The 13,580-nt window shown below is 35.9% G+C and carries 13 protein-coding genes; 11 read left to right on the top strand and 2 right to left on the bottom strand.

Going from position 1 to position 13,580, the window contains the following annotated elements:
- Positions 1-47: 47 nt before the first annotated feature.
- The 5 genes from BWGOE10_RS06300 (at position 48) to calY (ending at position 4,718) form a co-directional block, all read left to right on the top strand.
- Positions 48-1,334: a D-alanyl-D-alanine carboxypeptidase family protein gene (locus BWGOE10_RS06300; RefSeq protein ID WP_070141364.1), complete on the top strand. Its 1,287-nt coding sequence runs from the start codon at positions 48-50 to the stop codon at positions 1,332-1,334.
- Positions 1,335-1,527: 193 nt separating this feature from the next.
- Positions 1,528-2,097, top strand: coding sequence for a signal peptidase I SipW (gene sipW / locus BWGOE10_RS06305; RefSeq protein ID WP_070141365.1), 570 nt, complete (start codon positions 1,528-1,530; stop codon positions 2,095-2,097).
- A gap of 64 nt (positions 2,098-2,161) precedes the next feature.
- On the top strand, positions 2,162-2,749 hold the full coding sequence (locus BWGOE10_RS06310; RefSeq protein ID WP_000172851.1) for a CalY family protein: 588 nt from the start codon (positions 2,162-2,164) through the stop codon (positions 2,747-2,749).
- A 135-nt stretch (positions 2,750-2,884) separates the two neighbouring features.
- Positions 2,885-3,721 carry a DUF4047 domain-containing protein gene (locus BWGOE10_RS06315; RefSeq protein WP_070141366.1) on the top strand — a complete coding sequence of 279 codons (837 nt, stop codon included), beginning with the start codon at positions 2,885-2,887 and terminating at the stop codon, positions 3,719-3,721.
- A gap of 403 nt (positions 3,722-4,124) precedes the next feature.
- The gene (gene calY / locus BWGOE10_RS06320; RefSeq protein ID WP_070141367.1) at positions 4,125-4,718 is read left to right on the top strand and encodes a biofilm matrix protein CalY; all 594 of its coding nucleotides are present in this window, start codon (positions 4,125-4,127) and stop codon (positions 4,716-4,718) included.
- 81 nt (positions 4,719-4,799) lie between these two features.
- Here calY and BWGOE10_RS06325 read toward each other — a convergent pair whose 3' ends face one another.
- A complete protein-coding gene (locus BWGOE10_RS06325; RefSeq protein WP_002064339.1) occupies positions 4,800-5,123 on the bottom strand; it encodes a helix-turn-helix domain-containing protein in 324 nt (107 codons plus the stop codon).
- A gap of 80 nt (positions 5,124-5,203) precedes the next feature.
- Positions 5,204-5,338: an anti-repressor SinI family protein gene (locus tag BWGOE10_RS06330; RefSeq protein WP_002011474.1), complete on the bottom strand. Its 135-nt coding sequence runs from the start codon at positions 5,336-5,338 to the stop codon at positions 5,204-5,206.
- 341 nt (positions 5,339-5,679) lie between these two features.
- Between BWGOE10_RS06330 and inhA1 the strand changes: the two genes are divergently transcribed.
- From inhA1 to potD, 6 genes are all read left to right on the top strand, one after another.
- Positions 5,680-8,067, top strand: a complete 2,388-nt coding sequence (gene inhA1 / locus BWGOE10_RS06335) for a M6 family metalloprotease immune inhibitor InhA1 (protein ID WP_070141368.1) — start codon at positions 5,680-5,682, stop codon at positions 8,065-8,067.
- Between the two features lie 171 nt (positions 8,068-8,238).
- The gene (locus BWGOE10_RS06340; protein ID WP_070141369.1) at positions 8,239-9,606 is read left to right on the top strand and encodes an aldehyde dehydrogenase; all 1,368 of its coding nucleotides are present in this window, start codon (positions 8,239-8,241) and stop codon (positions 9,604-9,606) included.
- A 236-nt stretch (positions 9,607-9,842) separates the two neighbouring features.
- Positions 9,843-10,826: a spermidine/putrescine ABC transporter ATP-binding protein PotA gene (gene potA, locus BWGOE10_RS06345; protein WP_002117249.1), complete on the top strand. Its 984-nt coding sequence runs from the start codon at positions 9,843-9,845 to the stop codon at positions 10,824-10,826.
- Positions 10,823-11,671 (top strand): spermidine/putrescine ABC transporter permease PotB, encoded by an 849-nt coding sequence (gene potB, locus BWGOE10_RS06350; RefSeq protein ID WP_002126118.1) that lies wholly within the window; start codon positions 10,823-10,825, stop codon positions 11,669-11,671. Before potA ends, potB begins: the two co-directional genes overlap by 4 nt.
- Before the next feature lie 6 nt (positions 11,672-11,677).
- A complete protein-coding gene (potC, locus tag BWGOE10_RS06355) occupies positions 11,678-12,478 on the top strand; it encodes a spermidine/putrescine ABC transporter permease PotC (protein ID WP_002149696.1) in 801 nt (266 codons plus the stop codon).
- 38 nt (positions 12,479-12,516) lie between these two features.
- The gene (gene potD, locus BWGOE10_RS06360; protein WP_070141370.1) at positions 12,517-13,566 is read left to right on the top strand and encodes a spermidine/putrescine ABC transporter substrate-binding protein PotD; all 1,050 of its coding nucleotides are present in this window, start codon (positions 12,517-12,519) and stop codon (positions 13,564-13,566) included.
- Positions 13,567-13,580: the final 14 nt, after the last annotated feature.

Genomic DNA, 13,580 nt, shown 5'->3' on the forward strand with positions numbered 1-13,580 from the left:
AGAGTTATTTTATAGAGTGTGAAAGTAAAGTGAAAAGGGAGAGTCATATGGTTAATTTTAAGAAAATTTCGGCTTTTATTATGGTTATTTGTTTATTTTTTTTGACACCTATGACGTTATATGCTGAGACGAATGTTGGAGTGAATCCAGAGCAAGTGGCACCGCCGCCTGCGGAAGGGCCAAATGTATTTAGTCAGTTTGCGACTACAATTGATGCGAAAACAGGAGATGTCCTATATGACAAAAATGCACATCACCGTGCGTTTCCTGCTAGTATGACGAAAGTGTTAACGGCGATTTTACTGATGGAGCATACGAAGCCAGAGGATCAATTTACGTTTTCACAATTAGCATTAGATCAAGAGAAGAGTAATTATCAAATTGAGTTTCAACCTGGTGAGACTATTAATAGAAATACTGCACTTATGATTTTAATGGTGCTGAGTGCGAATGATGTGTCGTATGCGATTGCGGAGCGTATTGGAGGAAGTGTTGAAAATTTCGCCAATATGATGAATGAAAAGGCGAAGCAATTAGGGGCTAAAGATAGTCATTTTGTAACGCCAAATGGATTGCATGATCCAAATCATTATACGACGCCATATGATATGGCCATGATTACGAGAGGTGTGCAAAAGTATCCTGAAATTTTACAAGCGATGAATACGAAAAGAACGACGGTTACGACATCTACGCAAACAGTGTCTATTTTTAATAAGTCTACTTATTTTGAAAATCCATATAGCATTGGTGGTAAGACAGGATTTACGAATGAAGCGCGCAATACGCTCGTTTTATTAAATGAGAAGGATGGAAATCGCATTATAAATGTAGTAATGGCTTCTCAAAGACCTGAAATTTATGAGGACTTAAAGCAGATGGCGGAATATTCTTTTGGGCAATTTACGAAGCAAACTGTACTCGATAAACACAGTTGGCATCAAAAGACAACGTATTTAAATAAAGAGGTTGATTCTGAGCTGGAAAAAAGTGCAGAGCTTATGCTTAAGAAAGATGAAGGGAAAAATGTAAAAACGGCTTTTCGGGTGAATCCAGTGAATAAAGAATCTTTGTACCAAAAAGGAATTCATCGCGGTGAGGTAGTTGGTGCGGTAGATATCATGAAGAATAATCAAACAATTGCGACTATCAATGTTCTTTCAAAGGAAGACGTTACTTTTGCGATGCCTAAGAAAGATACGGTTGGGCCTGAAGTAAAGGAATCAAATGTGAAAGTGATCAGTGTTGGGATAGGTGCGATTGTATTATTTGGAGCCATTTTATATGTAGTGTTGCGTCGGAATAGACAAGGAATAAAATCAGAGGAAAAGTAAAAAAAGCATGAGGACTGTGGAGAAATTTCGTCACAGTCTTTTTTATGCTTAAAAATAATTTAACTAATAATTGTAAATTTTCTCATTGCATTTTAAATATGTTCGTTATATTATTTAGTTGTGTTCTTGTTAAAGAACAAGGGGAATATTGCATACTTCAAATAATATAAAACAACGGAGAGGGAGAGAGACGATGAAATTCGTTTGGAAGATTATTAGCAACGTTATCTCATTTGTTTTATTTGCATTGATGGTTTTTTTAGCTTTTGTGGTTATTTCGTCAAAAGCGAGTGGCGGGGATCCGACTGTTATGGGATATCAATTTAAGAGCGTTCTTTCAGGGTCGATGGAACCAACATTTTTAACAGGATCAATCATTGCCATAGAGCCTACGAAAGATGGATCTAAATATCAAAAAGGTGACGTTATTACGTTTAAAGAGAAAGATAACAAAATTATCACTCACCGTATTATCGGTGTGAAAGATACAAATGGAAAAGTAATGTATGAAACAAAAGGTGATAACAACAACGGGCCAGATTTAGCACCAGTACTTGCAGAGAATGTAATCGGAAAGTATGCAGATATTACAGTTCCATACGTTGGTTATGGACTGAATTATGCGAGTTCAAAAGCGGGAGCAGCATTACTTCTTATTATTCCAGGAGTCTTTTTACTTGGTTATTCCGCAATTTCTATTTTTGGCGCTATTCGTAGCATTGACGGAGAAAAGAAAGATAAAAAAGTAGAACAATCCGTCTAGTTCGTTTGGTTATACTTTCCGTTTAGGAAGTTAACAAATATATATATATTAAGGGGATATGGACATGACTTTAAAGAAAAAGTTAGGAATGGGTATCACATCAGCAGTACTAGGAGCAGCATTAGTTGGTGGAGGAACATTTGCGTTTTTCAGTGATAAAGAAGTGTCAAACAATACATTTGCTGCTGGTACACTTGATTTAGCATTAAATCCATCAACAGTTGTTAATGTATCGAATTTAAAACCTGGCGATACAATTGAAAAAGAATTTAAACTAGAAAATAAAGGCTCTTTAGATATTAAAAAGGTTCTACTGAAAACAGATTATAATGTAGAAGATGTAAAGAAAGATAATAAAGATGATTTTGGTAAACATATTAAAGTAACATTCTTAAAAAATGTAGATAAGCATGAGACAATTGTGAAACAAACTACATTAGATAAATTGAAGGGTGACACACTTACAGCCGTAGATAATGATTTAGCTGCTTGGTTCTGGGATGAAAAAGGTATTTCTGCAGGTAAATCTGATAAATTTAAAGTGAAATTTGAGTTCGTTGATAATGGAAAAGATCAAAATCAATTCCAAGGCGATAAGTTACAATTAAATTGGACGTTTGATGCACAACAAACAGCAGGTGAAGAAAGATAATAATAAAAAAGGGCTATCACATGGATAGCCCTTTTTCTATTTTTCTAGTATATGTCTATCAATTTTAATAGTTCTTTACTATAATATAGATAATGTTCTGTATAAAGAACGAAATGTTCGATGGGAGAGATTAAGATGCTGAAAAGACCGCGTAATTTAAAAAAGATGCTTATATTGCCGTGTGTGTGCTCTATTACGTTTTATTTAGGATCTCAAGTTATGACGCATACAGAAGCGGCATTCATTCATGAAACGAAAGTAGAAGCGACGCTTTCTACAGCAATTATATTTCCGAAAACAGTTACTACATTAAAAGAGCAAGCTGAGCAACATAAACAGTTTATTGAGCATGAGTATGGAACAATGAAGGGGAAATTGAAAGCAACTTCTATTGAAGAAATTGAACAGGCAATTTCTATATGGCAACAAGGACGTGAGAAAATTGTTTCTGAGAAAGAAGCCCTGCAAAATGTATATACTGAAATAGAAGCTCCTTACAACCAAATACAGGAAGAATTAAAAGTAACTAAAGATGAGTCGATTCAAAAAGTAGCCTTATATGTGAATGAAGGCTTTCAGATTATAAAAGAGAAGCGAGATTATATTGAGAAAGAAGTTAGTTTGAAAGCTATTGATGAGCAAATTCAGGCTCTTCAGCAACAATTAAACGTTGCGATTGAGGCGGAAGGACACAAGAAAGCAGAAGAACAGAAGAAAGTAGAAGAACAGAAGAAAGCAGAAGAACAGAAGAAAGTAGAAGAACAGAAGAAAGCAGAAGAACAGAAGAAAGCAGAAGAACAGAAGAAAGCAGAAGAACAGAAGAAAGCAGAAGAACAAAAGAAAGTAGAAGAACAGAAGAAAGCAGAAGAACAAAAGAAAGTAGAAGAACAGAAGAAAGCAGAAGAACAAAAGAAAGTAGAAGAACAGAAGAAAGTAGATGAGCAGAAGAAAGCAGAGGAACAGAAGAAATAGAAACAGATAAAAGCGGGGTAACTGCTTTAGTGAAACAGCTGGAAAACAAGAATGTGGTGCAAGAGATAACGAGCGAATAAACAAAACTATTAATGTTTATATGAGTGTGAGGGAACGTTAGCCCTCACCTCTTTGTCTTTCTTTTTTCTTATAGTATGAAATACATTTGAGTGTGAAGAAAGTTATAAATAAAGTATCATGTAGTATTTTCTGAAAAATCAAAACAATATTGAGAAATAAAAATAATCAAAAAATATATTGTACTTATATATATTTGTTCGTTATAATGAACTTAAGGTTTTTAAAAAAGAACAAATATTAGCTTAGCTAATATAGTTTTAGTTACACCTCTTATTTTGAAATAAGAGATAAAAATACAAAAAACAGCTAGGGGGAATTGATTGTGAGTCTGAAAAAGAAATTAGGTATGGGAGTTGCATCAGCAGCATTGGGGTTATCTTTAATTGGTGGAGGAACATTTGCATTCTTTAGTGATAAAGAAGTATCGAACAATACATTTGCAGCTGGGACGTTAGATCTTACATTAAACCCTAAAACGCTTGTAGATATTAAAGATTTAAAACCAGGGGATTCTGTTAAGAAAGAGTTCTTATTAAAGAACGACGGTACGTTGGCGATTAAAGACGTTAAATTAGCGACAAAGTATACTGTGAAAGATGCAAAAGGTGATAATGCTGGTGAAGACTTCGGTAAGCACATTAAAGTGAAATTCCTTTGGAACTGGGATAAACAAAGTGAGCCTGTATATGAAACAACTTTAGCAGATTTACAAAATGTGGATCCAGATGTTTTAGCTAAAGACATCTTTGCTCCAGAGTGGGCAGAGAATGGTGGTCTAGCACCAAATTCAGAAGACTATTTATGGGTACAGTTTGAATTCGTAGATGATGGTAAAGATCAAAACAAATTCCAAGGCGATTCATTGAACTTAGAATGGACATTCAATGCTAACCAAACAGATGGCGAAGAAAGATAATAAATAAAAAAAGCGGGGATTCCCCGCTTTTTTTTATAGAGAAAAAAAGAAGTGCCCGTTTTAAGCACTCTTTTATATGTATTATTGTTGATTTTTCTTCCATTGTGTAAATTCGAGAAATTCACGAAACTGTTCTTTTGAGACACCAGAGCTCATCGCATCTTTAACGAGTTGTGTCCATTCGGAGTCTAGATGACTTTCCGTTGTTGTTTCATCGTGAAGTAAAGTATCAACTGGAATTTGTAGAACAGCTGAAATTTTTTCAAGAAACTGAATGGAAGGGTTTTTTTGTAAATTCCGTTCTATAGAACTAATGTAAGATTTAGCTACACCAGCTTTTTCGGCGAGTTCTGTTAGTGAAATGCCTTTTTGTAAACGAAGGCGTTTTATACGTTCTCCTATCATATTTGCGCACCTTTCTATCAATATGTAGTCGTCTTATGATGTGATTATTATAACATAAACTTCGTTAAAAAGAACGAGGCCTATTGAGCCTGGCTCGTATGCTTCATACGTTGGAAAAAGTGTTCAATATCTTGCAGGGCAATGCCAGCATCTAGAGCTTCAAGTATTAAATCAATCCATTCTTGATCTAGTGAGTCAGCCTTATCTTTGTACAAATGTAATTCCTCCCTAATTATTGGTCATAATTGCTGCTACATAGTAGACGATAATTAACCGAATTTTATATTTTATGTGTCAAATTATCGAATATTGTGTAGATGAAACAAAGATAAAATCCCCATTAAATTCCCTCTATGGCGATTATAAAGTTTTTGACAAATATTTTCAATATTTTCTGAAAACATTGTTGAATTGTGATATATTCGTATACTAACTATGAAATTTTTACAAATATATTAAAAAAATTACATAATATAACTAAATATTGAAAATATATTGAATTTTTAATAATATAAAATATGTAATACATATTTTATATTAGGGGAGGAAATAAGGGATGAAAAAGAAACCATTTAAAGTGTTATCATCAATTGCTTTGACAGCTGTTCTAGGCTTGTCACTTGGTGCTGGAAGTCAGCCTACATATGCTGAAACGCCGGAGAACAAGACAGCTACAAGCCCAGTTGATGATCACTTAATCCCAGAAGAGCGATTAGCAAATGCGCTAAAAAAACGTGGGGTAATTGATTCATCTGCTTCAGAGACAGAAACAAAGAAAGCTGTTGAGAAGTATGTAGAGAAGAAAAAGGGAGAAAATCCTGGAAAAGAAGCGACAAATGGGGACCCACTTACGAAAGAAGCATCTGACTTTTTAAAGAAAGTGAAAGATGCAAAAACAGATACGAAAGAAAAATCAGAGCAACCAGCAAACGGGACTGCAACAGGAACAGGTCCAGTTAGAGGTGGCTTAAATGGGAAAGTGCCAACTTCACCTGCTAAGCAAAAAGAATATAACGGTGAAGTTCGTAAAGATAAAGTACTTGTTTTGCTTGTAGAGTACGCTGATTTCAAACATAACAATATTGATAAAGAGCCTGGTTACATGTACTCCAACGATTTTAATAAAGAGCATTATGAAAAAATGTTATTCGGTAACGAGCCGTTTACACTAGATGATGGAAGTAAAATTGAAACGTTTAAACAATATTATGAAGAGCAATCTGGTGGTAGCTACACAGTGGATGGAACAGTTACAAAATGGTTAACGGTTCCTGGTAAAGCAGCTGATTATGGTGCTGATGCTGGTACAGGTCATGATAATAAAGGACCAAAAGGACCACGTGATCTAGTAAAAGATGCATTAAAAGCGGCTGTAGATAGCGGGCTTGATTTATCACAGTTTGATCAGTTTGATCAATACGATGTAAATGGTGATGGGAAACAAAATCAACCGGACGGTTTAATCGATCACTTAATGATTATTCATGCGGGTGTTGGACAAGAAGCAGGTGGCGGTAAATTAGGTGATGATGCAATTTGGTCACATCGCTGGACAGTTGGACCAAAACCATTCGCAATTGAAGGGACACAAGCGAAAGTTCCATATTGGGGCGGAAATATGGCAGCATTCGACTACACAATTGAACCAGAAGATGGCGCGGTTGGTGTATTCGCACATGAATATGGCCATGATTTAGGTCTTCCAGATGAGTATGATACACAATATAGCGGTCAGGGTGAGCCGGTTGAAGCTTGGTCTATTATGAGTGGCGGTAGCTGGGCTGGTAAAATTGCAGGAACAACACCTACAAGTCTTTCACCACAAAATAAAGAGTTTTTCCAAAAAACAATCGGTGGTAACTGGGCGAATATCGTAGAAGTAGATTACGAGAAATTAAATAAAGGTATCGGTCTAGCAACATACTTAGACCAAAGTGTTACGAAGTCAGATCGTCCAGGTCTGATTCGTGTTAACTTACCAGATAAAGAGGTAAAAGGAATTCAGCCTGCATTTGGTAAACAGTATTACTACAGCACAAAAGGTGATGACCTTCATACAACGATGGAAACGCCACTATTTGATTTAACGAAAGCAACGACTGCAAAATTCGATTATAAGTCATTGTATGAAATCGAAGCAGAGTACGATTTCCTTGAAGTACACGCTGTAACAGAAGATGGACAAAAAACGTTGATTGAAAGAATTGGTGAGAAAGCAAATAGTGGAAATGCAGCTACGACAAATGGAAAATGGGTTGATAAATCATATGATTTAAGTCAATTCAAAGGTAAGAAAGTGAAACTAGTATTTGAATATATTACAGACGGTGGATTGGCGTTAAATGGATTTACACTTGATAATGCGTCACTAACTGTAGATGGAAATGTTGCATTCTCTGATGATGCAGAAGGTACACCACAATTCAAATTGGACGGTTTCGTTGCATCTAACGGAATGGATAAGAAAAAGCATAACTACTATGTAGAGTGGAGAAACTATGCGGGTTCAGATAACGCATTGAAATTTGCTCGCGGTCCAGTATATAACACTGGTATGGTTGTATGGTATGCGGATTCAGCTTACACAGATAACTGGGTTGGCATACATCCAGGACATGGTTTCCTTGGTGTAGTTGACTCTCATCCAGAAGCAATTGCAGGAACTTTAAATGGCAAACCAACATTTAAAAGCAGTACGCGATTCCAAATTGCTGATTCGGCGTTCTCATTCGACAAAACGCCAGCTTGGAAAGTGGTATCTCCAACGCGTGGAACATTCGTATACGATGGATTACCAGGAGTACCGAAGTTTGATGACTCTAAAAAGTATATTAATGAGCAAATTCCAGATGCAGGACGTATTTTACCGAAGCTTGGTCTGAAGTTTGAAGTAGTAGGACAAGCTGATGATAATTCTGCAGGTGCTGTTCGTTTATACCGTTAATACAGTAAAACTACCGTGAGATTTTCTTTCGGTAGTTTTTTTGTGAGCAATGAATTTTATATAAAGGGAAAAGTTATATATAATGTAACTTTAAGAATAGAAATTTGTTACATATGAAGTCTATATAAATAATGAAAGAATTGGATAAAAATAGTGGGAGAAGGTGAGTGAATGAGTATTTCCTCTATTGTAAATAAACAAAAGGAATATTTTTATAAAGGACATACGAGAAATGTAGAAACAAGAAAGAATAATTTGCAGAAGCTGTATGAAGGAATTCAGCGTTTTGAGGATGAGATTTTTCAAGCGTTGAAATTAGATTTGAATAAATCAGTTCACGAATCATTTACAACAGAAATTGGATATGTACTAAAAGAGATTTCTTTTCAACTGAAGCATATTTCATCTTGGAGTAAACCAAAGCGTGTTCGCACAGCTCTTACTCATTTTGGATCGAAGGGGAAAGTAGTGCCAGAACCGTATGGTGTGACGCTTATTATCGCACCGTGGAACTATCCGTTTCAATTAGCAATTGCACCACTCGTAGGAGCATTGGCAACTGGCAATACAGTCGTTTTAAAGCCGTCAGAGTTAACGCCAAACGTTTCAAAAGTGCTTAGGAGAATGTTGGGTGAATTATTCCCAGAAGAGCTTGTATCGGTAGTAGAAGGCGGTGTTGAGGAAAGCACTGCACTTTTAAAGGAACCGTTTGACTATATTTTCTTTACAGGTAGTGTTGGTGTTGGAAAAGTTGTGATGGAAGCAGCAGCGAAAAAATTAACGCCTCTTACGTTAGAACTTGGCGGGAAAAGTCCATGTATTGTACATAAAGATGCAAAAATAGATGTAACCGCAAGACGTATCGTTTGGGGCAAGTTTTTGAATGCTGGGCAGACGTGTGTAGCGCCTGATTATATGTACGTTCATTCTTCAGTGAAAGAGCAGTTAATCGAGGCGTTGCGACATGAAATCGCAGAGCAATATGGAAAAGATGCTTTGCAAAATGACAATTATGTGCGAATTGTGAGTGAGCGTCATTTTGAACGTTTATGTACATTTTTGCAAGATGGTAAACCTGTGATTGGCGGGGATTATAAGAAAGAAACATTGCAAATTGAGCCGACAGTGTTAACGAATGTTACATGGGAAAGTGCTGTTATGGAAGATGAAATTTTTGGACCGATTTTACCAATTATAGAATATGACAAAATAGAAGAGGTAATTGAAACGATTCAGCAACATCCAAAGCCATTAGCGCTATATGTATTTTCTGAAGATAGAAAAGTGCAGGAGAAAGTGACGAGTAATATTTCATATGGCGGAGGATGTATAAATGATGTCGTATATCACCTTGCAACGCCATATTTACCTTTTGGTGGCGTTGGAAGTAGTGGATTAGGTAGTTATCATGGGGAAGAAAGTTTTCGGACTTTTTCACATTATAAAAGCATTTTAGCCCAATCTACGGCATTCGATATGAAAATTCGTTACTCTTCTACAAAAAGTGCTTTAAAATTCATACGAAAGTTGTTAAAATGATGATGGTGTTTATCAGTAGGCCTAGCCGTATGATAATAGCCCCTTCGCAATGGAAGGGGTTTTTCTGTTCGACATATGTATCATGCGAAAATGAATCAAACATACTACATAAAGAATAGAAGAGAACGCTGCTAAACAACCATTTTTGTTTGGATTGAAACAAAAAATAGTCTATAGAACATAAATATTTATTCATGAATATAAAAATTAAAATTTAAGGTAGATAGGACGGGAAAATGAAAAAGATTATTAAAGTTGAAGCAGTAGAAAAACATTTTGGAAATCAAGTGATTATCCCCCCTCTTTCTTTAGATATTAAAGAAGGAGAATTTTTAACGATTTTAGGACCGAGTGGTTGCGGGAAAACGACTTTACTTCGTATGATCGCAGGATTTGAAACGCCAACTAAAGGGAATCTTTTATTAGATGATGAAAAGATTAACGATTTGCCGCCATACAAGCGTCATATGAATTTAGTGTTCCAACATTACGCACTATTCCCACATATGAATGTTGAAAAAAATATTTGTTTCGGTATGAAAATGCAAAAAGTATCAGCAGCAGAACAGAAAGAACGTGCGGAAGAGGCAATGCGTTTAACACAGTTACTTGAGTTCCGTAATCGTAAACCTTCGAAGCTTTCTGGTGGACAGCAGCAGCGTGTAGCAATTGCAAGAGCAATTGTAAACAACCCACGTGTATTACTATTAGATGAGCCACTTGGAGCGCTTGACTTTAAGTTAAGAAAAGATTTGCAACGTGAATTGAAAAACTTACAACGTAATTTAGGAATTACGTTCATATATGTAACGCACGATCAAGAAGAAGCGATGAGTATGAGTGATCGTATTGTCGTTATGAATAAAGGGCATATCGAACAAGTCGGCACGCCTAAAGAAATTTACAATCAACCGAAAACATTGTTTGTTGCGACGTTCATCGGTGAAAATAATATCGTGAAAAATGGGGAAAACTATGTAGCAGTTCGCCCTGAAAATGTAAAAGTTCGCTCGGTTGAAGAGCCAATTTTAAAAGAATACCACCTTGGGCATATTGAAGATATTGAATTTGTTGGAAATATGGAAAAGCTATATGTACGTGAGGAGAAAACAGCGGAATTACTAATGGCATACCAAACTGCTGAAGAAGCAACGCAGTGGAGCATTGGGGATAATGTATATGTAGGCTGGGAGCAAGAGGACGAGGTGACCTTAAATTGAAGAAAGGGAAATTACTCGCATTACCTACAGTCGTATGGCTGTTACTCTTCTTCCTAATTCCACTTCTGTTCGTATTAGCATTTGCCTTCATGCAGCGCGGAGCATACGGGACAGTGGAAATGAAATTTACATTAGATAACATAGCGCGTGTGTTTGATCCATTATATATGGGGACGTTATGGGAAACAGTGAAGATAGCTGTTATTACTACAGTACTATGTTTATTAATCGGTTATCCATTTGCCTATACAATTACAATTGTTGATCGTAAATATCGTTCTATCCTTCTATTATTGGCAACGATTCCGTTCTGGATTAACTTTCTTGTTCGTTCATACGCATGGATTGTTATTTTACGTTCACAAGGACTTGTAAACACATTGCTATTGAAACTAGGTATCATTAGTGAACCTTTAAATCTGCTATATAATACACCTTCTGTAATACTCGGAATGGTATATTCTTTATTACCATTTATGATTTTACCAGTGTATGCAGCAATTGAGCAGCTTGATAAGCGTAAGCTAGAGGCAGCTTATGATTTAGGAGCAACACCAGTAAAGGCATTTTGGAATGTAACAGTACCGATGACGATGTCAGGGATTACAACTGGTTCTATTTTAGTATTCGTTTCTTCTATCGGAATGTTTGTTGTATCAGACGTTATGGGTGGATCGAAAGTAGCATTAATCGGAAACGTAATTCAAAACCAATTCTTAGGCTCACGTGACTGGCCGTTTGGTTCCGCGTTATCTATGATTGTTGTTCTATTCTCTGTTCTGTTAATTTACTTATATTATCGTGCAACGAAAGTATATAAATATGATGGAAACGGAGGGGAATAGGCAAAAATGAAGAAGTTTTTAGTTTCTTATTCTTGGTTAATCTTATTGTTTTTGTATTTTCCAATGATGGTTTTAATGGTATATTCCTTCAACGATTCTCGCATTAATGCGGAATGGGAGGGCTTTACACTCCATTGGTATACAGATTTATTTCAAAAACAAGATGTTATTGATGCGTTTGTAAATAGTATTACGATTGCTCTTATAACGACAATTGTGACGACAGTTCTTGGTGTGATTTTTGCTATTGCATTACACCGTTACAAATATCGTTTTGAAGGTGCCATTAACGGTCTTGTATATTTACCAATTTTAATTCCTGATATTTTAATGGGATTATCTTTACTTATCCTATTTAGTCAATTAGGTATGGAACTTGGAAAAACAACAATTATTATTGCACACATTACATTCAGTATTTCATTTGTTGTTGTTATTTTAGCGGCACGTCTTTCTGGAATGGGACGTGATTTAGAAGAGGCTGCAAACGATTTAGGAGCAACGCCGTGGCAAACGTTTCGTTATGTAACGTTTCCGGCAATTGCACCAGGAGTTATTTCAGCCGCATTATTAACATTTACATTATCGATTGATGATTTTGTAATTAGTTTCTTCGTATCAGGACCAGGATCAACAACATTGCCATTATACATTTATAGTATGGTTAAGCGCGGAGTATCACCTGAAATTAATGCTCTTTCTACAATATTAATTGTTGTAATTGTAGGATTAATGGTGCTATCGGAAATCTTCCGTAATAAAGGTGCAGACGGTGAAGAGAACTCTGGAGGACACCTTCCTTTATAATACGAATGATATAGAAAGAACGAGGAGGTAATAAACCGATGAAATTAGTGAAGAGATTAGCTGGTATAGCAATTAGCTTCGGTCTTGCTGCAGGTGTACTTGCTGGTTGTGGTGAGAAAAAAGAAGAATTAAACATTTATAGCTGGGCTGACAATTTTGATGAGCAAGTTTTAAGAGATTTTGAAAAGAAATATAACGTGAAAATTAACTATGATAAATATGCAAGTAATGAAGAAATGCTTGCGAAATTACAAGCTGGTGGCGCAACATATGATTTGATTCAGCCGTCTGATTACATGGTGAAAACGATGGCGAAGATGGACTTGTTAGAGCCTTTAGATAAGAAGAACATCCCGAATATCGAGAATCTTGTTTCTAATTTCAAAACACCTGCGTTTGATCCAGAGAATAAGTATTCTCTAGTATATACTTGGGGTGTAACAGGAATTGCATACAATAAAAAATATGTGAAGGAAACACCTACAAGCTGGAATGATTTATGGAACGAGAAATATAAAGGACATGTTACTTTATTAAACGATTCTCGTGAAGTATTAGGAATGGGACTTAAGAAAAATGGTTTCTCTAATAGCACGAAAGAGGATGCACAGTTAAAGACAGCATCAAATGATTTACAGAAGCTACTTCCAAACTTATTAGCATTCGATACAGATAACATTAAACAAAAATTCATTACAGAAGATGCTTGGATCGGGACAGTTTGGTCTGGAGACGCAGCATTCATCGCGAAAGACAATAAAGATGTAGGATACGTTGTACCAAAAGAAGGCGGCACAATTTGGGCTGATACATTAGCAATTCCAAAAGGTGCGAAACATAAAGAACTTGCAGAGAAGTTTATGAATTACTTATTAGATGAAAAAGTAAGTGTGAAAAACTATGAGTCAATTGGTTACAGTAATCCAAATGAAAAAGCTCATCCTCTTCATAGTAAAGAATATCGTGATAATCACATGATCTTCTTAACAAAAGAAGAATTAGATCGTACAGAGTGGCTTGTTGATGTAGACGATAAGTTAAAAGACTACGATCGCTACTGGACAGAGCTGAAAACAAAAGGTAAATAAGTAAGAAAATGCGG

The sequence above is a fragment of the Bacillus mycoides genome (assembly GCF_001757995.1).
In the GTDB taxonomy this organism is placed as follows: Bacteria; Bacillota; Bacilli; order Bacillales; family Bacillaceae_G; genus Bacillus_A; species Bacillus_A mycoides_B.